The organism is Synechococcus sp. LTW-R (assembly GCF_014217875.1).
Classification (GTDB): domain Bacteria; phylum Cyanobacteriota; class Cyanobacteriia; order PCC-6307; family Cyanobiaceae; genus Vulcanococcus.
On sequence record NZ_CP059060.1, the window covers coordinates 760,838 to 785,100 of the forward strand.

General features: G+C 65.3%; 30 protein-coding genes and 2 pseudogenes. 24 read left to right on the forward strand and 8 right to left on the reverse strand.

Annotation, left to right across the window (positions count from 1 at the left end):
• Positions 1–6: 6 nt before the first annotated feature.
• A complete protein-coding gene (locus tag H0O22_RS04320; protein ID WP_185187767.1) occupies positions 7–183 on the reverse strand; it encodes a hypothetical protein in 177 nt (58 codons plus the stop codon).
• Positions 184–578: 395 nt separating this feature from the next.
• Here H0O22_RS04320 and H0O22_RS04325 point away from each other — a divergent pair, with 395 nt between their 5' ends.
• The gene (locus tag H0O22_RS04325; protein WP_185187768.1) at positions 579–797 is read left to right on the forward strand and encodes a hypothetical protein; all 219 of its coding nucleotides are present in this window, start codon (positions 579–581) and stop codon (positions 795–797) included.
• Here H0O22_RS04325 and H0O22_RS04330 read toward each other — a convergent pair whose 3' ends face one another.
• Both H0O22_RS04330 and H0O22_RS04335 read right to left on the reverse strand, forming a co-directional pair.
• Positions 798–1,064, reverse strand: coding sequence for a DUF1651 domain-containing protein (locus H0O22_RS04330; RefSeq protein ID WP_185187769.1), 267 nt, complete (start codon positions 1,062–1,064; stop codon positions 798–800).
• Positions 1,065–1,144: 80 nt separating this feature from the next.
• Complete coding sequence (locus tag H0O22_RS04335) at positions 1,145–1,702, reverse strand: hypothetical protein (protein ID WP_185187770.1); 558 nt, start codon at positions 1,700–1,702, stop codon at positions 1,145–1,147.
• Between the two features lie 206 nt (positions 1,703–1,908).
• Here H0O22_RS04335 and H0O22_RS04340 point away from each other — a divergent pair, with 206 nt between their 5' ends.
• Entirely contained in the window at positions 1,909–2,301 is a 393-nt protein-coding gene (locus H0O22_RS04340; protein ID WP_185187771.1) for a phosphoribosyltransferase, read from the forward strand.
• A complete protein-coding gene (locus tag H0O22_RS04345) occupies positions 2,294–2,776 on the forward strand; it encodes a nucleoside 2-deoxyribosyltransferase (protein ID WP_185187772.1) in 483 nt (160 codons plus the stop codon). Before H0O22_RS04340 ends, H0O22_RS04345 begins: the two co-directional genes overlap by 8 nt.
• Here H0O22_RS04345 and H0O22_RS04350 read toward each other — a convergent pair.
• Positions 2,762–2,965 carry a hypothetical protein gene (locus H0O22_RS04350; RefSeq protein ID WP_185187773.1) on the reverse strand — a complete coding sequence of 68 codons (204 nt, stop codon included), beginning with the start codon at positions 2,963–2,965 and terminating at the stop codon, positions 2,762–2,764. The genes H0O22_RS04345 and H0O22_RS04350 overlap by 15 nt on opposite strands.
• Before the next feature lie 107 nt (positions 2,966–3,072).
• On the opposite strand from H0O22_RS04350, the gene H0O22_RS13290 reads away from it, so the two are divergent.
• From H0O22_RS13290 to H0O22_RS04360, 3 genes are all read left to right on the forward strand, one after another.
• A complete protein-coding gene (locus tag H0O22_RS13290; protein ID WP_255439465.1) occupies positions 3,073–3,201 on the forward strand; it encodes a hypothetical protein in 129 nt (42 codons plus the stop codon).
• 67 nt (positions 3,202–3,268) lie between these two features.
• Positions 3,269–3,439: a hypothetical protein gene (locus H0O22_RS04355; protein ID WP_185187774.1), complete on the forward strand. Its 171-nt coding sequence runs from the start codon at positions 3,269–3,271 to the stop codon at positions 3,437–3,439.
• 134 nt (positions 3,440–3,573) lie between these two features.
• Positions 3,574–3,966 carry a gamma-glutamylcyclotransferase gene (locus H0O22_RS04360; RefSeq protein WP_185187775.1) on the forward strand — a complete coding sequence of 131 codons (393 nt, stop codon included), beginning with the start codon at positions 3,574–3,576 and terminating at the stop codon, positions 3,964–3,966.
• On the opposite strand, the pseudogene H0O22_RS04365 reads toward H0O22_RS04360, so the two are convergent.
• Positions 3,913–5,988, reverse strand: a pseudogene (locus H0O22_RS04365) (4Fe-4S binding protein). The gene H0O22_RS04360 and the pseudogene H0O22_RS04365 sit on opposite strands and share 54 nt — an antisense overlap.
• Positions 5,989–6,353: 365 nt before the next feature.
• On the opposite strand from H0O22_RS04365, the gene H0O22_RS04370 reads away from it, so the two are divergent.
• From H0O22_RS04370 to H0O22_RS04385, 4 genes are all read left to right on the forward strand, one after another.
• A complete protein-coding gene (locus H0O22_RS04370; RefSeq protein WP_185187776.1) occupies positions 6,354–7,127 on the forward strand; it encodes an alpha/beta hydrolase in 774 nt (257 codons plus the stop codon).
• A 112-nt stretch (positions 7,128–7,239) separates the two neighbouring features.
• Positions 7,240–7,818 carry a glutathione S-transferase family protein gene (locus tag H0O22_RS04375; protein ID WP_185187777.1) on the forward strand — a complete coding sequence of 193 codons (579 nt, stop codon included), beginning with the start codon at positions 7,240–7,242 and terminating at the stop codon, positions 7,816–7,818.
• Positions 7,815–8,459, forward strand: coding sequence for a ligase-associated DNA damage response endonuclease PdeM (gene pdeM / locus H0O22_RS04380; RefSeq protein ID WP_185187778.1), 645 nt, complete (start codon positions 7,815–7,817; stop codon positions 8,457–8,459). The genes H0O22_RS04375 and pdeM overlap by 4 nt, the downstream gene beginning before the upstream one ends.
• Before the next feature lie 18 nt (positions 8,460–8,477).
• Positions 8,478–9,938 carry a hypothetical protein gene (locus tag H0O22_RS04385; RefSeq protein ID WP_370521479.1) on the forward strand — a complete coding sequence of 487 codons (1,461 nt, stop codon included), beginning with the start codon at positions 8,478–8,480 and terminating at the stop codon, positions 9,936–9,938.
• Here the strand turns inward: H0O22_RS04385 and H0O22_RS04390 are convergent.
• Entirely contained in the window at positions 9,935–10,399 is a 465-nt protein-coding gene (locus H0O22_RS04390; RefSeq protein WP_185187779.1) for a CBS domain-containing protein, read from the reverse strand. The two genes, H0O22_RS04385 and H0O22_RS04390, sit on opposite strands and share 4 nt — an antisense overlap.
• Before the next feature lie 76 nt (positions 10,400–10,475).
• On the opposite strand from H0O22_RS04390, the gene H0O22_RS04395 reads away from it, so the two are divergent.
• Positions 10,476–11,012, forward strand: a complete 537-nt coding sequence (locus H0O22_RS04395; protein ID WP_185187780.1) for a CDP-alcohol phosphatidyltransferase family protein — start codon at positions 10,476–10,478, stop codon at positions 11,010–11,012.
• Here the strand turns inward: H0O22_RS04395 and H0O22_RS04400 are convergent.
• The gene (locus H0O22_RS04400) at positions 10,981–11,901 is read right to left on the reverse strand and encodes an NAD-dependent epimerase/dehydratase family protein (protein ID WP_185187781.1); all 921 of its coding nucleotides are present in this window, start codon (positions 11,899–11,901) and stop codon (positions 10,981–10,983) included. The genes H0O22_RS04395 and H0O22_RS04400 overlap by 32 nt on opposite strands.
• An 87-nt stretch (positions 11,902–11,988) precedes the next feature.
• On the opposite strand from H0O22_RS04400, the gene H0O22_RS04405 reads away from it, so the two are divergent.
• From H0O22_RS04405 to fumC, 7 genes and pseudogenes are all read left to right on the forward strand, one after another.
• The gene (locus tag H0O22_RS04405) at positions 11,989–12,684 is read left to right on the forward strand and encodes a Coq4 family protein (protein ID WP_185187782.1); all 696 of its coding nucleotides are present in this window, start codon (positions 11,989–11,991) and stop codon (positions 12,682–12,684) included.
• Positions 12,681–12,821, forward strand: a pseudogene (locus tag H0O22_RS13295) (1-(5-phosphoribosyl)-5-((5-phosphoribosylamino)methylideneamino)imidazole-4-carboxamide isomerase); the annotation flags it as partial. The gene H0O22_RS04405 and the pseudogene H0O22_RS13295, both read left to right, overlap by 4 nt.
• Positions 12,822–12,902: 81 nt before the next feature.
• A complete protein-coding gene (gene hisA / locus H0O22_RS04410; protein ID WP_255439551.1) occupies positions 12,903–13,676 on the forward strand; it encodes a 1-(5-phosphoribosyl)-5-[(5-phosphoribosylamino)methylideneamino]imidazole-4-carboxamide isomerase in 774 nt (257 codons plus the stop codon).
• Between the two features lie 103 nt (positions 13,677–13,779).
• Entirely contained in the window at positions 13,780–14,145 is a 366-nt protein-coding gene (locus tag H0O22_RS04415) for a transcriptional repressor (protein ID WP_255439552.1), read from the forward strand.
• Positions 14,146–14,208: 63 nt separating this feature from the next.
• Positions 14,209–15,819 carry a DUF3685 domain-containing protein gene (locus tag H0O22_RS04420; protein ID WP_185187784.1) on the forward strand — a complete coding sequence of 537 codons (1,611 nt, stop codon included), beginning with the start codon at positions 14,209–14,211 and terminating at the stop codon, positions 15,817–15,819.
• Positions 15,820–15,851: 32 nt separating this feature from the next.
• Positions 15,852–16,418 carry a thylakoid membrane photosystem I accumulation factor gene (locus tag H0O22_RS04425; protein WP_185187785.1) on the forward strand — a complete coding sequence of 189 codons (567 nt, stop codon included), beginning with the start codon at positions 15,852–15,854 and terminating at the stop codon, positions 16,416–16,418.
• Entirely contained in the window at positions 16,415–17,791 is a 1,377-nt protein-coding gene (gene fumC / locus H0O22_RS04430) for a class II fumarate hydratase (RefSeq protein ID WP_185187786.1), read from the forward strand. The genes H0O22_RS04425 and fumC overlap by 4 nt, the downstream gene beginning before the upstream one ends.
• Before the next feature lie 4 nt (positions 17,792–17,795).
• On the opposite strand, the gene H0O22_RS04435 is transcribed toward fumC, so the two are convergent.
• Positions 17,796–19,208 carry a PhoH family protein gene (locus H0O22_RS04435; RefSeq protein ID WP_185187787.1) on the reverse strand — a complete coding sequence of 471 codons (1,413 nt, stop codon included), beginning with the start codon at positions 19,206–19,208 and terminating at the stop codon, positions 17,796–17,798.
• A gap of 85 nt (positions 19,209–19,293) precedes the next feature.
• Between H0O22_RS04435 and H0O22_RS04440 the strand changes: the two genes are divergently transcribed.
• The 6 genes from H0O22_RS04440 to proB are packed head-to-tail and all read left to right on the forward strand — an operon-like array spanning position 19,294 to position 24,219.
• The gene (locus H0O22_RS04440) at positions 19,294–20,475 is read left to right on the forward strand and encodes a F420-0:Gamma-glutamyl ligase (RefSeq protein ID WP_185187788.1); all 1,182 of its coding nucleotides are present in this window, start codon (positions 19,294–19,296) and stop codon (positions 20,473–20,475) included.
• Positions 20,476–20,516: 41 nt separating this feature from the next.
• Complete coding sequence (locus tag H0O22_RS04445) at positions 20,517–21,548, forward strand: hypothetical protein (RefSeq protein ID WP_255439466.1); 1,032 nt, start codon at positions 20,517–20,519, stop codon at positions 21,546–21,548.
• Positions 21,548–22,027: a Holliday junction resolvase RuvX gene (ruvX, locus tag H0O22_RS04450; RefSeq protein ID WP_185187789.1), complete on the forward strand. Its 480-nt coding sequence runs from the start codon at positions 21,548–21,550 to the stop codon at positions 22,025–22,027. Before H0O22_RS04445 ends, ruvX begins: the two co-directional genes overlap by 1 nt.
• Before the next feature lie 20 nt (positions 22,028–22,047).
• Positions 22,048–22,617: a DUF3727 domain-containing protein gene (locus H0O22_RS04455; RefSeq protein WP_185187790.1), complete on the forward strand. Its 570-nt coding sequence runs from the start codon at positions 22,048–22,050 to the stop codon at positions 22,615–22,617.
• Complete coding sequence (locus H0O22_RS04460) at positions 22,607–23,143, forward strand: YqeG family HAD IIIA-type phosphatase (protein WP_370521480.1); 537 nt, start codon at positions 22,607–22,609, stop codon at positions 23,141–23,143. The genes H0O22_RS04455 and H0O22_RS04460 overlap by 11 nt, the downstream gene beginning before the upstream one ends.
• A 2-nt stretch (positions 23,144–23,145) precedes the next feature.
• Positions 23,146–24,219, forward strand: a complete 1,074-nt coding sequence (gene proB / locus H0O22_RS04465; protein ID WP_185187791.1) for a glutamate 5-kinase — start codon at positions 23,146–23,148, stop codon at positions 24,217–24,219.
• Positions 24,220–24,263: the final 44 nt, after the last annotated feature.

The following is a 24,263-nucleotide window of genomic DNA, read 5'->3' on the forward strand; positions in this document are numbered from 1 at the left end:
ACGCGTTCAGTAGCCGTAGCGCAGACGCCGGACTTCAACCTCAAGGCGAACCATCTCACGCCGCGCCTTCGAGGCCACGGTCGGGCCTTGTTCGAGGGCCTCGTTGTAGCGGTACATCGCCTGGATGTAGTGCTGCTCCAACTCCTGGAGCTGGCCATTACCAATCCACCGTTTGCGCACCATCGCCGTCTAAGCGAACACCAAAGGCGAGTCCCCGTGGACCCACCCTCCGGCTCTAGCAAGAGCTGGGAAAAGCGGCTGCAGCAGGCCATAACCGAAGCAGAGGCCTTGGAGTTGGCCCTGGGGTTGTTCCACTCACGTTTTGCGGTGCCCGCTCACCAGGACGGTAATGCCCTCCACTGGGGCAGCCTTCTCACCTGATGCGGGCAATGCCCTTACTTCCGTTCAGAGAACAGCTACTGCCGCGCTTGGCACACCGTGATCACACCCAGCTCCCTCTGCTGGAAAGGCTGCCCCTACCGCGACAACGGCGTTCAGCCGGACGCGGATTAGGCATCAGAACTCATTGCTGAGCAGCGACGCCGCAGCAATAACAAGGCTGGTACGCGAGGTCGCCCATGTCTGTGTCACGGAATCGCTCCGCTGCCCGCCACAGGCTCGAGCAGCAGGTCCACGCGGAGGCCCTCTCGTTTGTGGATGGCTTTCGACCGCTCAGCCCCAGGCCCTGCGAAGCCGCCATGGCACGGCCGAAGACGAGCCAACACGGGGTGAAGCACTGGTGGTCGGTGCTGGTGCGCTGGTGGCAGAGCCTCAAGGCCCGCTTCGCTTCAGCTTGATCACCACTGGGGGGGCACCTGACTCCAGCCCTGTCGCAGCAGGTTCTGCCAGAGGCGGACCGCGTTGTAGCGGAGCATTCGGCTGTTGTGGAAGGCCTGGATCGCTCCGTCACTCGCCAGATCGGCGTTGACCACTTCGCACCACTGGGCGTGGGCCGTCGGATCAATCGTGGTGATGCGCACCACCTTGGTACCGCAGGCCGAGCGCAGCCATCCGGAACCGGGCCGGCCCAGACGCTTTTGCTCGCGTTTCTCCTGGGCTGCCATGCCGGCTATTCAACCCGCTGATTTCACGCTTTGATGCCAGCACGCAGAGACAAGACCCAAGCCCCCGTCCGGGGGCTTTTTTATGGCGAGGTCTGGGAGCCAAGGACCGGGAAGTTGGCATAGCGGCGGCACAACTTGGCCACCAACACCTCCCTGGGGTCCGAGGAATTCAACGCCCCTTGGCTGATCTTGAAGCGCGCCAGATTCTGCGCCACGCCGGGCAGGTCCTCCCGGACGCAGTAGGCCGTGACCCGAGGAAGCCGTTGGCGTTCTCCCTTCGGGCCTTCGACGACTGGAGCGAAGCGGGCCACGCGATAGAGAACACCATGCTCGCGCTCACTCTCCAGTAAGGCCTCAGCGGCGGCCAGACGGGCCTGATCCCCCTCGAGATCCTTCTGCCAGAAGTCAACGGGAATGCCGTCGCGCTCGATGAAGTCCACGTTCTTTTTCGCCCAGGCGATCTCGGCTTTGAGGGAGTCGAGATTCACCCGCTGGGCAATGCGACGGTCCTCCAGTTGCACCGAGTCCTCCTCCACCAGGAGGCGTTGACCGGAGCTGGTCTTCACAACTACCTCCTGACTGTCCTCGCTGCCCTGACAGCCGGCCAACAGCAGCGCCAAGACCAGCAGCAGGCGCATCGGGCCCCATCCATCGCCCTCCCCTTGTAGCCGCTCCCATGAAGATTCAGCGGGAATCCGAACGGACGGTCGCAAAGCCTGCATGCTGAGCGGATGAGCCCCCTGCACTGTCCCCTCTGCATCGGCTTGGCCGTTCTCTCGATTGGCCGCGCCGCAGCCCATCTCAGTGGGCTATGGCTCATGCTCTGGGGACCGGAACCAGGCGCATGCGCACCCTCAGCTGGGCTGACTTTGACCGGGCCCTAGACAGCGCCATCGCGCGGCTCGCATCGTGCTCCTTGTCCGGGGTCTACGGCGTTCCCCGCGGCGGTCTCGTCCTGGCGGTCTGCCTGAGCCATCGCCTCGGCATCCCCCTGCTGGAGCAGCCGCAGGCCGGATGTCTCGTCGTCGATGACATCTACGAGACCGGGCGCACCGTTGCGCCCTACCGCGAGCGCTCCGACCTGACGACCCTCGTCTGGATCAGCAAGGTGCCGCCGCTCTGGTGGCAGGCCCTCGAGGTTCAAGCCGACCCCGAGTGGATCCTCTTCCCCTGGGAGAACGCCGAAGCCGCCCTCGCCGATAAAGAGCAGTACCGCGCTTCCCGCTCCCATGACTAAACCTCGGCTCTACCTGGCCTCTCCCTACGGCTTCTCCGCCCACTGGCGGACCCGCCTGCTGCCGGATTTTGTTAGCGCCCTCGAACAGCTCGGCCTGGAGGTCTGGGAACCCTTCTCGCGCAACGACCAAGTGGACCTCGCGGAACCAGGCTGGGCCTGGCGTGTGGCCCAGGCGGATCTGCAGGACGTCCGGGACGCCGATGCCCTCCTCGCCATCGTCAACGGCACGCCTCCCGACGAGGGGGTCATGCTCGAACTGGGCGCCGCGATTGCCCTCGGCAAGCCCGTCTTCCTCTACCGCGATGACTTCCGCCGCTGCAGCGATTCCGAGGACTATCCGCTCAACCTGATGGTCTTCAGCGGCCTACCGCAGGAGGGCTGGCAGGACTGGCTCTACGGCTCGATCGAGGAACTCCAGAGCAGCGAGAAAGCCCTCGTGCGATGGCTGAAGGACTTCCAATCAAGCGGGACCTAGGGACTCTCCGGAGGCCTTCGCGATCTGGGCAGCGCGCATGGCCACCTCAACGGGGACGGTCCCGTCGCTCGTGTTTTTGGCGGCCAGCTGTTGAACCATCTGACGGCGCTGTTCGGGAGTCAGCTTCAACAGATCGGCCAACACCTCAGGGTTGATCCGTCCCAGCCGCTCCCGAGCCAGCCCATCCATCGGCGCCGTTCCATCCAAGGCCTGCCCTCCTAAGCGGAAAAGCCGCCAGAACGATGCTTTTTTTGGCACGCGTCAGCTCACCCAAACAGAGCGCGACAATGCGGCCCATGAACAACCACCGCCCCCTCTCCATCCTGTTCTTGGCGCTCGTGCTCGCCGTGGTGCCGCTCTCGGCGGCCCTGCTCATCCACGGCCATGCCAACGTCCAGGCGGTCTTCCAGAACGCTTTCGGTTGAATCCAGGGGGGATTCACACCAAAACGACAATCTCTCGCTACCAACCGGATAGAGCTGGTGGCCGCGGATGTTCTTCTACGAGCTGAGCGTCAACCTGCCCCACCGCACCCTGACCATTCCTCTCCAGGCGGAAAGCATGGAGCAGGCCTGGCATCTCGGCCGAGATCTCTTCCCTGATCACGAGATCGACCTGGCCCCCAGGCACAGGGACTGCGATCAAGAGTTCTGGGCCATCTAGGGCCGCCAAACGATCAGGACTTCTTCTCCAGACGGCGAACGATCCACGCCATTGCCCCCAAGGAACCGGCCAGAGCAATCAGCAACGCAATCGTCATAGGTGGGCCCGGCGGAAGACCTGATTATGTCGGCCTGGTGTTCGTCTACGGCAGCCTGAAACGCGGGGAGCGCTTTCACCATCAGCTGGCCGGCGCAACGTTTGAGGGAACCGCGGAGCTCCAGGGCCTCGAGCTCTACGACCTCGGACCCTTCCCGATGGCCATCGCCAACGCGCAAGCCGAGACACCCGTCAATGGCGAGCTCTATCGACTGAACGCGCAGCAGCTTCAGGCCCTGGATCACTTCGAAGGAGCACCCCGGCTCTACCAACGCACGTTGCACGTGCTTGCCGATTGTCGCGAGGCCTGGGTGTATCTCGGAACCCGCCAGCAGGTGAGGTTTGTCCGGGCCATACCCAGTGGGTGCTGGCGGGGATCAGACCGCCACCAACCAGCGGCCCGCGAAGGCCAGGGCAACGGCCAGACCTGAGGCCCCCAGCCAGACGGCCCGATGGGTCGCCAACTGACGCCGCAGCAGCACCACGCTGGAGGCCCAGCCGAGCAAGACGACCAGGCTCTGGCAAAACGCGATCACATGGGCATCCGCCTGCCAAGACGGCATGGACTGGATCCAAGTCCCCGCGAATGGCGAGAGGCTGACAGGCAGCAGCTGTCCGGCTTCGCCCATGCCCAAGGGCAGATGCCGGGCTAACAACAGCGCCCAAATCAGGGGCAGGAGTCCATACAGCGTGCGGCGGAGACGTTGACGGCTGAAGACCAACCAGGCCAGCCCGTAGAGCAGCGCCGGGATCGAGAGAGCCAGCAGAGCCAGGAGCAATCGGGGCAGCAGTGGCCCCTCCACCAGGCTCAACGGAGCACCAGGAATCCACCCCAGCAGGCGAGGGGCCTGGTGCAAACAGAAGTCGCCGGCCAGCACCAGCAGCAGGCTGGGCTCTCCAGGGGGCACGTCCATCTTCCGCTGGATGTCGGCGGCAGGTGGCCGCAAGGCGAGCTGCACCGAGCGATGGGGGCAGGCCTGGGCGCAGGTCAGACACAGAACACAGTTCCGGTTGTCGTTGAGGTGGGCCGGATGGGTGCCCAGAGGGCAACCCGCAGTGGCCAGCCCCTCGCCATCGGCCGGTCCGCCTTTGAAGCAGGCATAGCTGCTGCAACTGCCGCTGCAGGTGCCGACCTGGGCGCGGAGCTCGAGCACTGACAACTTCGCGAAGAGCCCGTTCATCCCGCCAACGGGGCAGAGATAGCGGCACCAAAAGCGCTTCTCAAAGCGCAATGAGCCAATCACCGCGCCAGCCGTGATCAACAACAGCAAACAGCTGCTCAACCAGGCCGTGTTCTGGAGGTTCCAGACCTCCTCCCAGAGCAGGATCAGGGCAAAGCCGGCCGCCAGCAGGGGGGAGGCCCACTGGTCACTCTCCCCGCGGGGCCAGCGGGCGGGTTACCAACCCAGGGCTCGCGCCAACCGTTGGCTGATCTCACCCCAGACCATGAATGGGCAAAAGGAACACCAGAGACGGCCAACCAGGGGGAAGCCCAGCAGGATCAACGGCCACCACCAGGCCCAGAAGAGGTTCAGGGCGCCGTTGTGGGCCCGGTCCTGCGGCCCCAGCCAGAGCCAGAGATTCACCAGAACGAACAGCCAGCTGACCAGGCCAAAGAGGAGGGTGTTCCAGAGCCGTGGGGCCCGCATCCACTCCCTGAGTTGAGGCTTCCAGCGCCAGATGTCGAAGCGATAGCGCTGTTGGCGAGGCGGCGTCCAAAAGACGTCCTCCGGAATCAGTGCCTGCACCGTGCTGCCCTCCTGGCGCCGGATCTGCTGCAGGGCCCGGTAGACCAGGGTCTCGAGCTCGCGAATGTTGTTCGGGAAGTCGTAGGCCTGGAGGCGTTTAATCACCGCCTCGGACACCTCAAGGGACTGGGGCCAGCCGAGTTTGCGGCTGCGCAATCGGATCCCGTAGCGCAGCCATTCCCCAAGGTACTGCCGGCGCACCCGCAGCGGCGGCACTCGAATCAGGCTGCAGCGCCGCTCCACGTCGGGGCAGACCGTCTCTGAGGTGAAGAACAGGCGTCCCCGGAAGCCGTGCCGCCCCTCAAGCAGCTCCAGGAGGAACGGTTTGAGGCCCTCTGGGGCACGGTCGAGCTGATCGATCAGGAGTGAGCCCTCGCCAACGAGCTCAAGGAGGGAGCGGCCATCCGAGGCCTCGAGGGGCTCGAGCAGGTCGCTCCCATCGGCCTTCAGCAAGGCTGCGTCCAGGCGCAGCATCAACTCCTTGCGCTGGGGGGATCCGAAGTGGATCAACGCCGCCAGGTTGTCCTTCTCCAGCCCCGGTTCTCCGAGGATGAAGACCGCGCGCCGCTGACCATCCGCGGCGGCCTGACGCACGGACTCCCGCAGCGTCTTGGCGTAACGACTGCTGCCCACGACACCGCGTCGGGCACGGCCCACCAGCAGGGGCGCCAAGCTCAGCAGAACAGGGGGTGCGGCCAAGGCCAAGCCAGTGCCAACGTCTTCAGTCTGGAAACAATTGGCCAAGCTGACCGCGGCTGAGCGGGACGGATACGCTCAGGCCGATCTCCTCCTGATCGATGGCCCTCACCCTGTTCGGAGACGCCCGCAGCCGTGCCTACATCACATGATTGGATGACTACAGGTGCGACTTCTTTTAGTGCTTGTCGACATAATTATCTGCTCCAGTACGCCGGAAAGCATCAATTGACAAAACGACATCCACACAACGAAGCCAATCAGAACAAACCAGCGGGAATACATAAAGACTGACATCCACCCACGAGACAAAAAGGTGTCATCGAGTACAATCGCAATATGCACCGGAATTTTGCGCTACTTCCCGCTGAGCGATGAGAGACTCCGAAGGCAGACGTATAGCAATCGTTATACATGGGGCCTTTCAGTCCCATGGAAATATTGCAGGTGCAGCCTTGGTCCTAAAGGACTCAGGCGTCAAGGAAGTTCACATGCCCGACCTTGCAGGTCACGGCGCCGAGAAAGACATAGAGAGATCAGAACAAAATCTGACAGAGAGACTTGCCGAGGAGCTACTGTCCAGGAGGGAAATAAACCAATCACTTAAAGAAGGCATTGCAGATAGCGTGACAGTTATTGGACACTCACTTGGAGCATCTGTAGCGCTCACTGTTGCCACACAGGCAATGGTACATTCAAAAAGCCTTAACCTGATCCTAGTTGAACCAATCTTTTGGCTAGGTAGCGAATGCGAAGGCCAAGACCATTTGTCGCAAAATCTAGATATCCATACACCACACAATAAAACTCATATTGAAATCACCGAGTACCTCAGGGCGCTTCTAAAAGGCGACAAGCAGCAATCTAGCGACTTCAGCTTACTGACCAATCTTGCGAACTTAGACAAAGCCACAATCACACTCATTAGAGGCGGAGTGAGAACTATTCAATCAAAAGAAGAATTCAAGATTGAGACCTCAGAGAAAGTCATTACTTACAGCGTCAGCGGGCAAGAGATTGGATCGCTAGTTCCGGACAATTACTGCAATAGGGAACTATTTGACAACCAGCTCACAATTAGAGATGCAGGTCACAACCCGTTTGCTAGTTCAAGTTTTTACAGGTGGTTGAGGCTTTTAATAAGCTAAGCCTACATGAGTGCCAATGTCATAACCTTTGCGCGTGATGCACACAAGCGGGCGGTTTGCACTTGCTGGCCACTACAACATCAGCAATTTATTGAGAACTATTGAGAACCCAATGACAATAACGCTTTACGGTGGATTGAGAAGCCGAGCAACAATTCCACATTGGTACATGGAGGAGCGAGGTATCCCCTACACCTGGCAGTTCGTCGATATGGAAGCTGGGGAACACCGCCGGGATCCCTACCTCGCCATCAACCCGTTCGGGAAAGTGCCGGCGTTGGTGGATGAGGATCCCGCTCTCCCCGGCGGTCGGGTCCAGCTGTTTGAGAGCGGCGCGATCCTGCTCTATTTGGCGGAGCGCTTCGGTGGGGAATGTCAGACCGCCGCTGAGCGGGGGCTGGCGCAGCAGTGGGTGCTCTTCGCGAACGCGACCCTGGCCACCGCACTCTTTGTTCCCTCCAACCGAGAACGGGAATTCCCCCGCCTAATGGAGGTGCTGGATCGCAAGCTCGTGGACGGTCCCCTGATGGGTGGCGACTGGGGCGTCGCCGATTGCGCCGTCAACGCCTACCTGGCCTACCTGCCGATCTTCTTCCCGCAGATCGACCTCAGTCCCTATCCCCAGGTTCAGGCAACCATTGCCGCCACCCAACAGCGGGCCGCCTACCAACGGGTGATGGGCCAGCGTTGAGCAGCCGCGCAAACCTCAGCTGGGGCTCGAGCACCCTCGAACTGCTGCCCGAGCGGGCCGCCTGGGATCCCCAACGACGGGCCCTCCTCGTGGCCGATCTGCACCTCGGTAAAGCCGAGAGCTTTCAGGCCCAGGGCATTTCCCTTCCAAGCGATGGCGACCAGGGGAACCTCAATCGCCTGCTCGCGCTCTGCACCCGCCTGGGCCCCGAGCAGGTGCTAGTGCTCGGTGACCTGATCCACAGCCGACTCGGCCTGACGGGCGAGCTGCAGGAGAAGCTCGCCGCCCTCCCCGACTTAATGGGCTGCGAGCTCGTTCTGGTCGGCGGCAACCATGACCGCGGCGCCGTCTTTCCCTCCCTGCGCGCGCAACCCTCGCTGCAACTGGGGGACTGGTGGCTCAGCCATGAACCCGAGCGACCGCCGCAAGCCGGCCTGCTGAACATCTGCGGCCATCTCCATCCGGTCGCGCAGCTCGGGCAGGGCGCCGATCGTCTGCGGCTGCCCTGCTTTGGCCTGGATCAAGTCCAACAACGGCTGCTGCTGCCGGCCTTCGGTGACCTCACCGGCGGACACCCCGCCCCGGCTGGACTGGAGCGTTGGGTGATCGCCGAGGACCAGGTCCTCAAACTGCCGGCCTAGGTCCGCGCTCTTCGTAGATTGCAGATCTCTGGTCCCTTCATCTGGACTCCGCCGCAGCGCCACCGTCCAAACCGAAGCGCCCCCCATTGGCGACGCAAACGCTGGATCCCGATCTGGCTCCCAGCGGGTCTCTTTGCGTTCTTCGTCGCCATCGCTCCCCCCTTGCCGGAGGGGGAACCCGCGAAGACGGGCTCGTCGCGGCTGATCCCGGTCAACGGCCAAGCGGAGCCCTTCCGCTATCTCCCCGACCAGGACGTCTACGCCCTCGATTTCGATCCGCGCAAGGTCCGCATTGACCTGCTCGAGGGTTGGGATCGGGAACAGGACGCCTTCAACGACAGCGCTGCCCTGGCCTATGTGTCCGGGCCGATGTACGAGCGGCACGTCAACGGCCTGGGCCGGGAAATCACCGTTCCCCTCGGTGACCTCAAGTTGGGCGATCAGGTCTGGAGGGGCCGCAACCGGACCGCGGCACGCCAACGGGCCTTTGTCGGGATTCGCCACGACGGCGGCGCCAATTTTGGGTTTGGCGAACTCACCCCAGAGCGGGCGGCTCGTTACGACACCTTTATCGGCGGACTGCACAGCCTCTACAACGACCTGCTGGATCCGCCGCCGGAGTACCGCGGCGCCTACAGCGTCTCGATGGGGCAGCAGATCCGCTACTACCTGCCCCGGATCCGCATGATGATCGGCCTCCGGGGCGATGGACGGCTCGAGGTGCTGATGAGCCGTGACGGCCTCACCCTTGAGCAAACCAAAAGCCTGGCGCGCCAGCGCGGCTTTAAGGCCGCCTACCTGCCCGATCACGCCTCCAAAAGCCGCCTGATCATCCCCGGGGTCAAGGGCTTCACCGAGGCCGATGCCAACTGGATCAGCGGCGGCGCCACCAGCATTGTCCACGTCCCCTACCTGCTGCGTCTCAGCCCCCGAGCCATCCCCCTGCGGGGCAACCTGCTGGCCAGCCTCACGCCCCGATTAGGGCAGCGGGATTGCAGCAATCCGCTGCAGTGCGGCCAGAGCTTTGGTGCACAGCTCGCCGATCGAGCCCTCGCGGGACTGAACCGCCTGATGGAGCAGGGGGTCGAGCCGGTCGCCCGCCTGATCTGGTCACCGGCGCCCGTGGCGCAGCCTCACGGGGACGGCAAGCGTGCACCGCTGCGGGAACCGCCGATCACCGCCGACCCCCTGGCCCTGCGCGAACTGCAGGAGAACGCCGCCAACAGCCAGCTGGACAACGAACTCACCCCCGACGCCCCGGACCTGCCGCCACCCCTCGTGCTGCTCGATGGTCAGTCCCTACCGCCGTCACCCGAGTTTGTGGACGGGGACTTCGATGCCCTCGCCCCAGCCGAAGCCCCGCCACCGGGGGAGAGGCCCCTGGGTGCTCCGCCACCGCCGCCCCTGCTGCCCCCGCGGCCGCTGCCGCCGATTAATGGCGCCAGCATGGTTCCCTTGACCGCGCCGCCGCCGCTCTAGGCCGAAGCCAGCGCCCGCACCACATCGCCGCGGGTGAGCACCCCCAGCGGACGCTTCTGCGCATCCAGGACAAACAACCGTTGGGTGCCCTGCTCATGCAAGAGCCGTGCAGCCTCCGGCAGCAAGGTCTCCGCGCTGCAGGTGTGGGGGCTCTGGCTCATCACCTCGCCCACGCTGTTGCCCAGCACTTGATGCACCTGCTTGTCCCACTGCAGCGGGTTGCGCAGGTAGATCACCGCGTCCAACAGCATCACGTAGGGGCCCGCATCAAAGCCGCTTTCGCGCACCATCAAGTCCTGCTCGGTCAGCTCGCCAATCAGGGTGCCGTTGCCATCAAGAACAGGCAGGCCGCTGATGTGGTGATCGCTCATCAACTGCACCGCGTCCTGGAGCGGCGTCTCGTTGCTGACGCTGCGAACGGGCGTGGTCATGACTTCCGAGACCCGGCGTTCAACGACCATGACTGCGCTGCGGCTGCCGTCATTGTGGCCGCTCCGTCAGGCGAAAGAATGAATCGCAACGCTTGGTCGGAAAGCCATGCCGAACCCATCCCTTAGCCGGCGGCTCGCTGATGGCCTCACCATCGCTCGCGCCGTCGTCGGTTTGCCCTTGATCGTGGCGTTGAGCCTCGGTCAGGCCTGGCTGGCCTGGTGGCTCCTGCTCCTGGGGGGCTTCAGTGATGCCGCCGATGGCTGGCTGGCGCGGCGGGCCGGCGGGGGATCGGTCTGGGGGGCACGCTTGGATCCCTTGACCGACAAGATCTTGATCCTGGCGCCCCTGCTCTGGCTGGGGGCTGCCGGCGCCCTACCGCTCTGGGCGATCTGGCTGCTGCTGGCCCGTGAGCTCCTCATCTCCGGCTGGCGGGCCGGTCAAGGCAGCGGTGGCCCGGCCTCCTCGGGCGGCAAGGCCAAGACGATCCTGCAGTTCGCCGCGTTGCTGCTCCTGCTCTGGCCCGGCGGCGGCGCCGCCCTGCTGAACAGCCTGGGGTTCTGGCTGTTCTGGCCGTCGCTGGTGCTCGCCCTGAGCTCAGCCTGGGGCTACATCAAAGCGCCAGCAACTGATCGTCGGAACTGAAATCCGGGCTCGTCGGCATCCGCTTGGCGTAGTCGTTGCTGTAGCTATCGACGAGGGAGCGCTCGACGTCGTAGTGCGGCGTCCAGGCCAGCTCGCGCTGCACGCGATGAATGTCCGTGAGGAAGTGGGCCATCCGCAACGGGAAGGCCTTGCGGGCTTTCTTGTCCAAGCTGCTGGGATCAAAACTGCGGATCTCGACCGAGGCCGGGTCCTTCCCACAGGCCCGGGCGGCGGCGGCCACCAGGCCACGGAAGCTGATGCCCTGGACGCTCGAGCAGTTGTAGATCCGATTGGTGGCCGCATCGACGCCGATGCTCAGGGCCATCGCCGTCGCCAGGTCATTGACATGGCCCAACTGGGTGATCGTGCTTCCATCGCCGGGCAGGGGGACGGGGCGACCGTGCACGATCCGGTCGAAGAACCAGCTCTCGACGGGGTTGTAGTTGCCGGCGCCAACGATGTAGGTCGGGCGGAAGCTGGTGAAGGGGATTTTTTCCGCCGTCAGCCAGGCCTCGGTGTCGAGCTTGCCGCTGTGGCGACTCTCGGGATCAGTCGGGGAGGTTTCACTCAGCGGCCACAACTCGCTGTCGGCGTAGACACCGGCGGAGCTCACGTAGACGAAGCGATGGCTCGGAGCCCCGGTCACCTCAACAACGGAGCGGCTGTCGGCAACCGTGCGCCCCGAGCTGTCGACGATCACATCAAATTGACGACCCGCCAGAGCTGAGAGCCCCTCGGCCGTGCTGCGGTCACCACAGAGGTGCTCAACGCCGGCTGGAACCGGGTTTTTGCCGCGGGTGAACAGGGTTAAGGCGTGGCCGGCGTCCTGCAGCTGCTGCACGAGGGGGCGTCCCACGAAGCGGGTCCCGCCCATCACCAGGATTTTCATCACAGCCATCCGATGCTGCGCCCATTCAAAACGCTGGGCACTCCCGCCAGAACGGGAGCACACTGAGGGTTCTCAGCGGTGGGCGCCATGGGGCGATTCAGCGAGGTTCTGCGCTCCCTCAACAACCTCAAATTGCTGGCGGCCGTCGGCCGCAGCGGAGGTGAACTGGGCACCATCGCTGACCTGGTGGACAACTTTCTGGGCAGCCCCCAGATGGAGGACTGCATTCGCCGCTTCCGCGCCCTCCCGGGCGGTGCAGAACTGATGGACGGGCGCTACCCACCCCTGGAGCCGCCCATCGCGCAACTCCAGACGCTCCCCGCTGGAACCCTGGGACGGGAGTACGCCCGCCTGATCCTCCAGCTCGGCTACGACCCCGAGTTCTTTCGTCCGCGGCCGATCGAGAGCGACGGGCAATGGCTAACCCAACGGATCGCCACCACCCATGACATCCATCACGTCATCAGCGGTTTAGGCACCGAACGGGCCGGCGAGACCGGCGTCCTGGCCATCACCGCCGCCCAGATCGGCTTCCCGGCCTACGTCCTGCTGACCAGCGCCAGCCAGCTGGCGAACTTCCGACTGAAGCTCGAGGAGTTTGAAGGCATCAGCCGCGCCGCCGCCCATGGCTCTGCGATCGCCCGCCAGGCCCAGTGCCTGGCCATCGCCCGCTGGGAGGAGGGCTGGGAGAAACCCATTCAGCAATGGCGCCAGGAGTTGGGCCTTATCGATCCGGCTGACCATGAGCCCTACGGCCTGGCCCAGCAGCTCGCCGACGCATGAAGTGGCCCCAGCAGTGGACAGCCCAGCCCCCTGTCCTGGGGCTGACCCGGGGCTATCGCCACTTCCGCGTCCTCGGGGAGATCGGTAAGGCCAAGGCACGACGCCTCGAACTCGAGGCCGTGCTGGAGAGGGGTTTCCGCCTGGTGGTTCCGCTGCAGGAGTTGCGGGATCGCAGCCTCTGGCAGCCTGGCTGGCAGTCCTTGAGCCGACCGGCCTCCATGCAGATCATCCCCGCCATCGACCTGCTGGACGGCCATTGCGTACGGCTGCACCAGGGTGACTACGGCCAGGTCACGCGCTTTAACGATGACCCGGTGGCCCAGGCCCTCGATTGGCAACGCCAGGGGGCCGAGCGGCTGCACTTGGTGGACCTCGATGGCGCCAAAACCGGGCAACCGGTGAATGACCAGGCGGTCAAGGCAATCACCTCGGCCCTCTCCATCCCGGTGCAGTTGGGCGGCGGGGTCCGCAGCGCCGAACGGGCTGAAGAGCTGCTGCAATGCGGCCTCGACCGCGTCATCCTCGGCACGGTCGCCATCGAGAAGCCCGAGCTCGTCAAGGAGCTCGCCGGCCGTCACCAGGGCAAGGTCGTGGTCGGAATCGACGCCAAGGATGGGCTGGTGGCCACCCGGGGTTGGGTCGAGACCAGCACCGTGCAGGCCACGGAGCTGGCCAAGAGCTTTGAAGGCACGGGCGTCGCCGCGATCATCAGCACCGACATCGCCACCGACGGCACACTGGCTGGCCCCAACATCGACGCCCTGCGGGCCATGGCGGAGGCCAGCAGCATCCCCGTGATCGCCTCCGGCGGCATCGGCACCCTCGAAGACATCCTTTCGCTGCTCTCCATTGCTCCGCTTGGGGTCAGCGGCGTGATCGTCGGCCGGGCCCTCTACGACGGCACGGTGGACCTGGCGGAAGCACTCCAGGCCATTGGGCCTGAGCGACTCCAAGACGCACTCAATCCGCCTACGGGTTCTATAACGGTGTAAGAGACCTGTTTGGGTCGTGGCTGCTCACCCGGCACCCAACACCGCAACGAATGGCGAGACCCACGGGGTGGATCTCGCTTATTCGCGCTGCAAAGACCTGGGGATGCGGCTCTCGCGCCAGCGGCGCATGGTCCTTGAGCTGCTCTGGGATGAGCGGGATCACCTGAGCGCCCGCGACATCTTTGAGCGGCTCAACGCCAAGGGCCGCAACATCGGTCATACCTCCGTCTACCAAAACCTCGAAGCCCTCCAAAGCGCCGGGGTGATCGAGTGCCTGGACCGGGCCAACGGCCGTCTCTACGGCTACCGCAGCGATCCCCACAGCCACATCACCTGCCTGGATTCCGGCGCGATTCAGGACCTGGATGTGGAACTGCCCGCGGATCTGCTCGATCGGATCGAGAAGGAAACCGGCTATCGCATCGAGAACTACACCCTGAGCCTCAGCGGCCGCCGGTTAAAGCCTTGAGCAGGACTGGAAAGTCCGGCAATCCCCGTTAACTTGAGCTCCAACAAGGCTTGACGCTGATCCGTGCCTGAGGCGAAGGACGCCCCTCCAATACTGATCCTTGCCGAGCCCTTGATTCAGGCTGGGCTGGAGCGGTTGCTGGAGGACGACTTCCAGCTCAAGACGAGCGCCGCAGCCGAGACCGGGCGCGTCGACCTGGTGATCTGGAGCGTCAGCTCCGGCATGCCCGCGGCCACCTTGGAGCGGGAACTGCTCCAACTGCGGGAGCGCTGGCAGCCCGCACCGCTGCTGCTGCTCCTGCCGGCCGAATCCGATCTGCCCAGCAGTTGGTTGCTGCAACTCGGGGCTGAGGGTCTGCTGCAACAGGCAGAACCGCAGGAGATCCGCACAGCCATCGACACCCTGCTGACGGGGGGTCGCGTCGTCGAACTGCGCCCGCTCCACGCCGTCCAGCACCCTGAAACCAGCCGCGAAGCCCTGGGCCTCGGGCAATGGCTGCTTCGCAGCGGCCTGGCGCAGATCGAAGCCGAGATGCTGCGCTGCCAGCGTTGGCTGGACCTGCAACCCGTGGGCTTAAACGCCATCCTGCTGGCGGGTCGCCTGCGGGAACTGAACCTCGCGAAGCGCCTGCTGCTCTGGCTCTGGGGTCCGATCAGCATGGCCTTCCCCGCCGAAGCCCCCGCGCAACCGCCTGCAGCGCAAACGGTGGTGGGCATCACCCTGCGGGAGCGCACCGCGATCGGCGTCTGGGACGCCATCCAAGAGCGACTGATCACGGCGGCCTCCGCCGGTGTGAGCAACAAGAGCGGTCAGCTGATGGCCCTGGAGGGGCTCAATGCGGATCACCGCCGCGACCTGCTGCTGGCCCTGTTGGCCCAGTTCGACCTGCTGATTACCCGCTTCCGCCACGAGCAATTGCGCGGCGAAGCCCTCGAGAGCCGCTGGCTCGGCCAGCAACCCGAGCTGCGGCGCCTCTCCCTGCGCTCCATGGCCGGCGAATACGTCCAGTTGCCGCTCGAGGGGGGCCTGCTGCCCGTGGCCCAGAGCCTGAGCGACGCCAGTGATCTGACCGCGGTCGATCCCGAACTGCCCGCCGCCCTGCCTATGCTGGCAGCCCTGGTCAGCGCCCAACCGATCCTCGTGGACGGTCGCCTACTGGCGCCCGATGAGCCCCAAGCCCTGCTGCACCTGGAAGCCCTGATCAGCAACTGGCTGATCCGCAGCGCAGAACTGATCAGCGCCGAAATCCTGGCCAGCTGCAGCACCTGGCCGGACCTGCGCCGCTACCTGCTGCGCAGCGACCTGCTGCCCACCCGCAACCTGGAGCGTCTGCGCAACCAGCTCAACTCCCAACAGCGTTGGGATGCCCTGTTTGAGCGGCCGGTCCAGCTCTACGAGAGCCGCCGTCTTCTCTATGGCCTCCAGCAGGGAGCGATCGTTCCGATCGAGCAGATGGAACCCCGCGACCGCGAACTGCAGCAACTCAGCTGGGGACAGCAGCTGATCACCCTGGTGCTGGAGGGCCGTGATGCCCTGGCCCCGCAGGTCCAGTCCCTGTTCAAGCGGCTCGGCGATCTGCTCGTGGTGGTGCTCACCCAGGTGATTGGCCGCGCCATCGGCCTGGTGGGTCGCGGGATTGTGCAGGGCATGGGCCGCAGCGTCGGCCGCGGCTGAAGGCCACAATGGCCTGAGCTTTCCCTGCATTGATGCCCCGCACCTTGGCCCGGCTGCTGAAGCCCCTCGCAGCGCTGGCCCTCAGCTTGGTCCTGGTGCTTGGCCTCGCCGCACCGAGCCAGGCCGCCCGGGACACCAACAGCTACGACGGGAACATCTACGCGCTTTATGCCGGCAACGGCTCCCTGGTGCCGCCGCGCACCACGCTCTCCCAGGCCCTCGATGAGCACCGGGCGATCGTGCTGGGCTTCTTCCTTGATGACAGCGCCGCGAGCAAGCAGTACGCGGTCGTCTTTAACGAGCTGCAGCGACTCTGGGGCCGCAGCGCTGAGCTGATCCTGCTGCAGACCGATCCGCTGCAAAACCGAGAGACCCACGGGCCCAGCGATCCGGCCAGCTACTGGAGCGGCGTCATCCCCCAGGTGGTGGTGATCAACAACGACGGCAAGGTCGTGCTGGACGAGAGCGGCCCGGTGAGCATCGATGCCATCAACGAGGCCCTCAGCCAAGTCACCGGCCTCCGGCCCCAGGGTGATGTGAAGCTCAGCCTCAACCGCGAGGTGAACGAACTCAACAGCGAAATCGTCCCGGCCCCATGAGTCAGCGCCAAGAGACCGACAGCCTCGGTGCCATCGGAGTCCCCGCTGAGCACTACTGGGGAGCGCAGACCCAGCGCTCCATTGGCAACTTCCCCTTCGGCCAGCGGATGCCCCTGGCGATCGTGCATGCCTTCGGTCAGCTGAAGGCGGCCTGCGCAGAAGCCAACCGGGATCTCGGCAAACTCGATGCGGGCCTCTGCAGCGCCATCGTGGCTGCCGCCGAGCAAGTGGCCGCGGGCGAATTGGACCAGGAGTTTCCGCTGAAGGTCTGGCAGACCGGCTCGGGCACCCAGAGCAACATGAACGCCAATGAGGTGATCGCCAACAAGGCGATTGAGGCCCTCGGCGGCGAGCTAGGCAGCAAGAGCCCAGTGCACCCCAACGACCACGTCAACCTCAGCCAATCCAGCAACGACACCTTCCCGGCGGCGATGCACATCGCCGTGGTGATTGAGCTGGAGCAACGGCTACTCCCGGCCGTCGAAAACCTGGCCACCGCGCTCCAGGCCAAGGCCACGGCCCATGCCGACCTGGTGAAAATCGGCCGGACGCACCTACAGGATGCGGTGCCCCTGAGCCTGGGCCAGGAGTTCAGCGGTTATGTCGCCCAGCTGCAGTTGGCGATCGAGGCGATCCGCCAGAGCCTGCCGCGGGTGCGGGAGTTGGCCATTGGCGGCACCGCGGTGGGCACCGGACTGAACGCCCCGAAGGGCTTTGGAGAGGCCGTCGCAGCGCGACTGAGTGAGCGGCTGGGCACCGGCTTCAGCAGCGCCCCGAACAAGTTCCAGGCCCTCGCCGGCCATGAGGCGCTGGCCTCCGCCCATGGCGCCCTGACGGTGCTGGCGGGTTCGCTGATGAAGATCGCCAATGACATCCGTTGGCTCGGCAGCGGTCCGCGCTGCGGCCTTGGGGAGTTGGTCCTTCCGGAGAACGAGCCGGGCTCCTCGATCATGCCGGGCAAGGTGAACCCCACCCAGTGCGAGAGCCTGACGATGGTGGCGGCCCAGGTGATGGGCAACAACACCGCGGTTCAGATCGGCGCGAGCCAGGGGAACTTCGAGCTGAACGTCTTCAAGCCGCTCATCGCCCACAACGTGCTCGAGAGCATCGAGCTCCTGGCGGGTGGCTGCAGCAGCTTCCGTGAGCACTGCATCGAGGGCCTCAAGGCCAACGAGACGCGGATCGAGCGGCTGCTGAACCAGAGCTTGATGCTCGTCACCGCCCTGACCCCCGCCATTGGCTACGACCGCGCCAGTGGCATCGCTAAACATGCCCACAAACATGGGCTGAGCCTCAAGGAAGCCGCCCTGGTGCTCGGTGAAATCAGCGCCGAGGAGTTTGACCAGTGGGTGCGCCCGGAGGCGATGGTCTGAGGCGCTAGAGCAGGTTCGCCGCCAGCTCCGCCAGTTCGCTGCGCTCACCCCGGATCAAGGTGATGTGGCCCGCCAGTGGCTGGCCCTTGAAGCGCTCGACGAGCCAGGTCAAGCCGTTGCTCTCTGCATCCACGTAGGGGTTATCGATCTGATAGGGATCGCCCGTGAAGACGATCTTGGTGCCCTCGCCCACCCGGGTCACGATCGTCTTGACCTCATGGGGGGTGAGGTTTTGGGCCTCGTCCACGACCATGTATTGCCGCGGGATGGAGCGACCGCGGATGTAGCTGATCGCCTCCACCTCCAGCAGACCCATACCTTTGAGGTCCGTCCAGTTGCTGCGGGGAGCGCGGTTGGTCCCCGCACGGTTCGCCGGACCCGATGCCCCTTTCGATCCCGAGCGACCCTCCTCCTCGGGGCTGTTGCCGAGCAGGAAATCAAGGTTGTCGATGATTGGCTGCATCCAGGGGCCCATCTTTTCCTCGAGGCTCCCCGGCAGAAAACCGATCTCTTTGCCCAAGGAGATCACCGGCCGGGTCACAAGCAGCCGCTCATAGAGCTGCTCATCCGCCACCTGGTGCAAGCCGGCCGCCAGGGCCAGCAGGGTTTTGCCGGTACCGGCCTTCCCCACCAAGGTCAGCAATTGAACCGAGGGATCCAGCAGCAGATCCAAGGCAAAGGTCTGCTCACGGTTTCGGGCAGCGACCTTGCCCAGTCGGGCGCGCGTGCTGCGCTGCAAGGGCACCAGCCGTTGACCCTGGGCCTCAAACCGCGCCAGGAGCGTGTGGTTCGGCTGCGCCTCATCCACCAGGGTCACCCCCTCGTTGGCTTGGAGCTCAGAACCCGATGCGGAGGGAAGCGCAGCCAGCGCTAAGCCCCCCTCCTGCTTGAGGGTTTCCATCGCCGTGGCACTGGCCGATAGCTCACTCACCCCGGCGTAGAGGTCCGCAATATCGACCTTGTCGGTGGTGTAGTCCTGGGCCGTCAGACCGACCGCATCGGCCTTGATCCGCAGGTTGGTGTCCTTGGTGACCAGCACCACGGGGGGTTGATCGGCAATCAAGCCGGAGCGGAGCTGCTCGAGCGCCACCGCCAGGATGTTGTTGTCTCCGCTGCCCCCTTTGAGCTCGGGTGGCAGCTGCGCCAGGGTTTCGCTGCGGCAGAAGACCACCTGAAGGGTGCCGCCACTGCTCCCATCAATCGGCACCCCATCCGCCAGGTTTCCCTTCTCCCGCAGGGCATCCAGCAGGCGCGAGATCTGACGTGCATTGCGGCCCTTCTCGGAGGGGTCCTTCTTGAAGCGATCGATCTCCTCGACCACCTCGATGGGGATCACCACCGCGTTGTCTTCAAAGCGGGTGAGGGCCTGGGGGTCATGCAGCAACACATTCGTATCGAGAACGAAGGTCTTGCGCATCGGGGTTCACCACCGCGTTACCGAAACGCTAAGCGGGTTTTTCGGCTGCACCACCTACGCTCCCGCAGAACGCAAAGCTCTGCCGTTGGCCGCCCTGTTTGCCGTCGTCTTGATCGCCGCCCTGGTCTTCGGCCTGGTGCTGCTCTGGCTGGAGCTGCGCCATCGCCTACGGCCGGCCTCCCCCCTGCGTCTCAGAAGCAGCGGCTGGAAGGTTCAACGCAGCAGCGTCAACCAGTGGCAGGTCAAGGGAACCATCAGCATTCGCAACCCCCATCCGCGGATGGAGGTCTTTGTCCCTGAAATTGAGCTCAAGCCGACCCTGTTGGGGCGCTCCGATCTCTCCAACGTCAACGTCCGCTGCAGCCTGACCCCGCAGCACCCCGATGAGGAGGCCCGCAGCGATGGCTACTGGTTCGCCTACATCGTTAAAGGACGCAAGACGACCCAGGCTGAGGCGCTGATCACCCTGGAAGCCAGCGACGGAACCGAGCTGCGCCAACTGCTCGACACCCTCTGGCTGGAGATCCTCTGGATCAACTACGGCCCCTTCGGTCGCCTCCAGCAACGCGATGGGGTGCTCATTCCCCTGCGCCGTCCCGCCCCCGCCCAGAGCTCGAGCAGCAACTGGCGCCAGGGTGATCGCTGCAGCGTGTTGCCCATCCGCACCCATCTGCTCGGAACCCTCGACGATCCCGCCGACGTGCTCCGCCACTACGCCGGTGCGGTGCTCCAACCCGGTGATGTCCTGACCATCGGTGAGACCCCCCTGGCGGTGATGCAGGGCCGCTACAACCACCCGGCCAACCTCCAGCCCTCGAGACTGGCCCGGCTGCTCTGCCGCGTCTTCCACCCCACCAGCTCCCTGGCGACCGCCTGCGGCCTGCAGACCCTGATCGACAACGTCGGTCCCGCCCGGGTGCTCTGCGCTTGGCTCGCAGGCACCGCCCTCAAGCTGGTGGGCTCCAAGGGTTGGTTCTACCGACTGGCCGGCGAACAGGCCCGCCTCATCGATGACGTCACCGGCACCACGCCGCCCTACGACCAGACCATCGTCTTGGGCCCCGTCCAGAGCAGCGAGGTCTGCCGGCAGCTCGCTGCCGAATTGGGCGTCGCCGTTGCGGTTGTCGATGTCAACGACCTGGGCCGGGTGAAGGTGCTGGCCTCCAGTCCCGGTTGCGATGAAGCGCTGCTGGCCCGCGCCCTCAAGCCGAATCCTGCGGGCAACGCCAACGAACGCACCCCCTTGGTGCTCGTTCGCCCGAACTAGCGATCGCCCATAACATTGATAGAGGCCCCCTCGGCGCCGCCGTGTCCTCAGCCGCTCAACCCAGTCTTCAGGTGAAGCCGCTGCGGGGATGGCAGCTGCCCTTTCTGCAGGATCCCTGCTTCACCGACCTCCTGCCCCTGCTGCAGCGCTCCCTGCTGCTGCAGGGACCGGAGCGGCTGCTGCAACGCCTCGCCCCCCGTCCGTCGTTGGCCTCGGAAACCTTCGTGGCCTTCCGGGACCCCCAGGCTCCGCTGGGGTTGGTGGTCAGCCAACGGCTCAACCGCAGCGGGAGCTGCTGGCAGATCCAACACCTGCGCAGCGGTGAGGCCAGCCTTGAAGCGGGGGAAGCGGGTCGGATGGCCATCGAGGCCGCCCTGGTGCGGGCCGCGATCCAGGGGAGCCCGAATGCCGCCAGTTGGATCGCCACCAGCCCCGGCACCGACAGCACTCGCCTCGGTTTGCTGCGGCAACAGGGCTTCCAACAGCTCCGCCACGAAACCCTCTGGCGCTGGGAACCGCCCCAGCAGCCCCTCGATTTGGCCCTGCCTGCGGAGCTGGAACTGCTGCCGCTCAATCGCCGAACCGCCCTGGCGATGTGGCAACTCGAGCAGGCCGCCCTGCCGGCCCAACTGCGGCAGCTGCTCGACCGACGTGTCGATGACCTCTTGGATCAAAGCGAGCAACCGAGCTTGATGCTGCTGGACACCAACCGCCAACAGGCCGTGGCGGGGGTGCGCAGGTTGCGGCCCGGACACCGCGAGATCCCCGAACTGGAGCTCAGCCTTCACCCCGGCTGGCAGCACCTGCTCGGACAACCCCTCCAGCTGCTCCTCGAGCAATGCGCCAGCGGCCTCGGGGAGGTGCTCATCCGCAGCGATGTCCTCCAACACGATCACAACCAATGGCTGCAAAGCCTGGGCATGGCCCCTGAGGGCGAAGAGGTGGTGATGGCCCGCAGTGTCTGGCGCCGCCATGCCCCCCAAACCAGCCAGGTAGTCAGCCGCAAGCTCGAGGCCGTCCTGGGGCAGCTGCAACCCGGGCAAAAGCCCATCCCCACCCCACTGGGGCGCTAGTGGCGGCGCCTGCTCCGCGATCGGTCCTTTCTCTGGACGTGGGCCGCAAACGCATCGGCCTCGCCGGCTGTGATGCCCTGGGCCTCACCGTCAAAGCACTGCCCGCTCTGCACCGCGGCCGCTACCCGGCCGACCTGGAGTGGCTGAAGACGCTCGTCCACGAGCGCCGGATCCTGGCGCTCGTGGTGGGGCTCCCCCTCGATGCCCAGCAGCAGCCCACCGCCCAAGCCGAGCACTGCCGCCGTTATGGCGAGCGTCTCGCCAGGGATCTGGATCTGCCGCTGGCCTTCGTCAATGAATACGCCAGCAGCTGGGATGCCGCCGAGCGCTTTGGCCTGCGCGGTGATCGCAGCGGCGCCCTCGACAGCGCCGCCGCCGCTCTGCTCTTGGAACAGTGGCTCCAGGAAGGACCCGAACCGGCAGCGGTCAGCAAGGCGACCCCGTCCCTTGGCCGCGGGCCCGATGCCCAGGCATCCTGAGTACATCTCCCCCACGCGCCATGAGCACTGACGGCCCCAGCATCAACGGCACCGGTGATGTCCCCACCGTGCTGGTGCGGGACCAGAGCGGGCGCCAACTGCTCTGCTTCCTTGAGCAACTCATTCCCCTCGAGGGCAAGGACTACGCCCTGCTGACCCCCGTCGACACCCCGGTCTGCCTCGTGCAGATCGCCGAGAACGAGAACGGCGAAGACGAGGTCATCGAAGAGCTCAGCAATGCCGAGCCGATCCTCTCGATCGCGGATGTCGTCCTGCAGGAGCACGACCTGACACTCGTGCGCTCCGCCGTCACCCTCACCGTCAGTGGTGATCTGGAGGAGCCCGACCCCGAGGAGTACGACGACGACGAGCTGGACGGGGACGACGAGGACGAGACCGACCTCTACGAAATGCTGATCCAGTTCCGGGCTGAGGAGAAGGAATACGGCCTCTTCATCCCCCTGGATCCTTTCTTTGTGGTCGCCCGCATGGAGAACGGCGAGGGCGTCCTGGTGGAAGGCGAGGAGTTCGAGCGCGTCCAGCCCCTGATCGAAGCTGAACTCGATGAGCGGGAGCTCGGTGACGACTGATTCGGTGACCCGTCGCTCCGTCTCGGATCTGCTGCAACCCAACCTGGTGGCCGCCGGCACCCTGGTGGATCTTCCCCTGGATGGCCTGCTGGCCCAGGGGATCAGGGCTCTCGTGCTCGATGTGGACCGGACCCTGCTGCCCCACCGGGGCTCCACGCTGCCGGAGCCGATGGAGGCCTGGCTGAAGCGTGCCCAGGCGACCATGCCCCTGCACCTCTTCAGCAACAACCCCTCCCGATCCCGCATCGGCGGTGTCGCCGAGCAGTTGGGCGTGGACTTCACCACCAGTGCCGGCAAGCCGCGCCGCTCTCCCCTGCGGCGGGTCCTGCAGCAACTCGATCTCCCCGCCGCCGAGGTGGCCATGGTGGGGGACCGGGTCTTTACCGACGTGCTGGCGGGCAACCGCCTAGGGATGTACACCGTGCTGGTGAAACCGATTGATCCCAGCGGGCAACCCTGCCGCCATGACCACTGGCAGCGCTTTGAGGTGAAGCTGGCCCAGCTCGCCGGAGCGGAACTTCCCTAAAGATGGGCACGCGCCGAGTCATTAAAGTCGGCACCAGCGTTCTGCGGGGCAGCGGTGCCCGCGGAACCGAAGCGGTCATCGCTGATCTGGCCTCCAGCCTCTGCGGCCTCTGGCGGCGGGAGGAGCCGGTGGTGCTCGTCACCAGTGGCGCCGTCGGTCTTGGCTGCAATGCCCTCCAATTGGGGGAGCGGCCCACGGAGCTCGAAGCACTCCAGGCTTCAGCCGCAGTTGGCCAGGGCCGGCTGATGACGCTCTATGACCAGGCCTTTGCCGCCCACGGCCGTTGTGTCGCCCAGGTGCTCCTGACCCGCGCCGATCTGGCCTCGCGGCGCCGCTACCAAAACGCCTGCCGCACCCTCGAGCAGTTGCTCAGCTGGGGGGTGACGCCGGTGATCAACGAAAACGACACCCTGGCGACCGATGAACTGCGCTTTGGCGATAACGACACCCTCTCGGCGCTCGCCGCGGTAGCGATACAGGCGGACGAGCTGGTGTTGCTGACCGACATCGACAGCCTCTACTCGGGGGATCCCCGCAGTGATGCCGATGCCAAACCGATCCCCGAGGTCCATTCCCTCGCCGAGATCGAAGCCTTAGCGGGCGTGGCCAAGGGCAACGGCCGCTGGGGAACCGGCGGGATGACCACCAAGCTCTCCGCGGCCCGCATCGCGACGGCCAGCGGCATTCCGGTGCGCCTGGCCGATGGCCGCGACCCCGCCGTGCTGGAGGCGCTCTTAGCGGGAGAACAGCTGGGCACCCTCTTCCGCCCCAGCGAGACCCCCCTGAGTAGCCGCAAGGGTTGGCTCGCCCATGCCCTGCTGCCCAAGGGCAGCATCACGGTGGATGCCGGCGCCGAACAGGCACTGCTCGAGCAGGGAGCCTCACTCCTGGCCGTGGGGGTCTGCAGCGTGGAGGGATCCTTTGGCCGCCGGGAAGCCGTCCGGGTGATCAGCGAGGACGGCCGGGAACTGGCCCGGGGCCTCAGCGCCCTTGCCAGCGAGGAGTTGGAGGGGAACCCGAGCCAGCGCGGTGTGGTCATTCATCGGGATCACCTCGTCGTCATCGCCGCCAGCTGAGACCTGCGGAATCGGCCTACCATCCGCTGCACATCCCCCTGCCG

What these genes read in the sequence shown, in the direction of transcription:
- H0O22_RS04395 (WP_185187780.1), top strand. Translation starts at nt 10,476, where the DNA reads ATGCCGAACCCATCCCTTAGCCGGCGGCTCGCTGATGGCCTCACCATC.
- H0O22_RS04370 (WP_185187776.1), top strand. Translation starts at nt 6,354, where the DNA reads ATGAGAGACTCCGAAGGCAGACGTATAGCAATCGTTATACATGGGGCC.
- H0O22_RS04350 (WP_185187773.1), bottom strand. Translation starts at nt 2,965, where the DNA reads ATGGATGGGCTGGCTCGGGAGCGGCTGGGACGGATCAACCCTGAGGTG.
- fumC (WP_185187786.1), top strand. Translation starts at nt 16,415, where the DNA reads ATGAGTCAGCGCCAAGAGACCGACAGCCTCGGTGCCATCGGAGTCCCC.
- H0O22_RS04355 (WP_185187774.1), top strand. Translation starts at nt 3,269, where the DNA reads ATGTTCTTCTACGAGCTGAGCGTCAACCTGCCCCACCGCACCCTGACC.
- H0O22_RS04335 (WP_185187770.1), bottom strand. Translation starts at nt 1,702, where the DNA reads ATGCGCCTGCTGCTGGTCTTGGCGCTGCTGTTGGCCGGCTGTCAGGGC.
- H0O22_RS04390 (WP_185187779.1), bottom strand. Translation starts at nt 10,399, where the DNA reads ATGGTCGTTGAACGCCGGGTCTCGGAAGTCATGACCACGCCCGTTCGC.
- H0O22_RS04330 (WP_185187769.1), bottom strand. Translation starts at nt 1,064, where the DNA reads ATGGCAGCCCAGGAGAAACGCGAGCAAAAGCGTCTGGGCCGGCCCGGT.
- H0O22_RS04345 (WP_185187772.1), top strand. Translation starts at nt 2,294, where the DNA reads ATGACTAAACCTCGGCTCTACCTGGCCTCTCCCTACGGCTTCTCCGCC.
- H0O22_RS04375 (WP_185187777.1), top strand. Translation starts at nt 7,240, where the DNA reads ATGACAATAACGCTTTACGGTGGATTGAGAAGCCGAGCAACAATTCCA.
- H0O22_RS04455 (WP_185187790.1), top strand. Translation starts at nt 22,048, where the DNA reads ATGAGCACTGACGGCCCCAGCATCAACGGCACCGGTGATGTCCCCACC.
- H0O22_RS04400 (WP_185187781.1), bottom strand. Translation starts at nt 11,901, where the DNA reads ATGAAAATCCTGGTGATGGGCGGGACCCGCTTCGTGGGACGCCCCCTC.
- H0O22_RS04405 (WP_185187782.1), top strand. Translation starts at nt 11,989, where the DNA reads ATGGGGCGATTCAGCGAGGTTCTGCGCTCCCTCAACAACCTCAAATTG.
- H0O22_RS04435 (WP_185187787.1), bottom strand. Translation starts at nt 19,208, where the DNA reads ATGCGCAAGACCTTCGTTCTCGATACGAATGTGTTGCTGCATGACCCC.
- H0O22_RS13290 (WP_255439465.1), top strand. Translation starts at nt 3,073, where the DNA reads ATGAACAACCACCGCCCCCTCTCCATCCTGTTCTTGGCGCTCGTGCTC.
- H0O22_RS04340 (WP_185187771.1), top strand. Translation starts at nt 1,909, where the DNA reads ATGCGCACCCTCAGCTGGGCTGACTTTGACCGGGCCCTAGACAGCGCC.
- H0O22_RS04425 (WP_185187785.1), top strand. Translation starts at nt 15,852, where the DNA reads ATGCCCCGCACCTTGGCCCGGCTGCTGAAGCCCCTCGCAGCGCTGGCC.
- H0O22_RS04320 (WP_185187767.1), bottom strand. Translation starts at nt 183, where the DNA reads ATGGTGCGCAAACGGTGGATTGGTAATGGCCAGCTCCAGGAGTTGGAG.
- proB (WP_185187791.1), top strand. Translation starts at nt 23,146, where the DNA reads ATGGGCACGCGCCGAGTCATTAAAGTCGGCACCAGCGTTCTGCGGGGC.
- H0O22_RS04325 (WP_185187768.1), top strand. Translation starts at nt 579, where the DNA reads ATGTCTGTGTCACGGAATCGCTCCGCTGCCCGCCACAGGCTCGAGCAG.
- hisA (WP_255439551.1), top strand. Translation starts at nt 12,903, where the DNA reads ATGCAGATCATCCCCGCCATCGACCTGCTGGACGGCCATTGCGTACGG.
- H0O22_RS04415 (WP_255439552.1), top strand. Translation starts at nt 13,780, where the DNA reads ATGCGGCTCTCGCGCCAGCGGCGCATGGTCCTTGAGCTGCTCTGGGAT.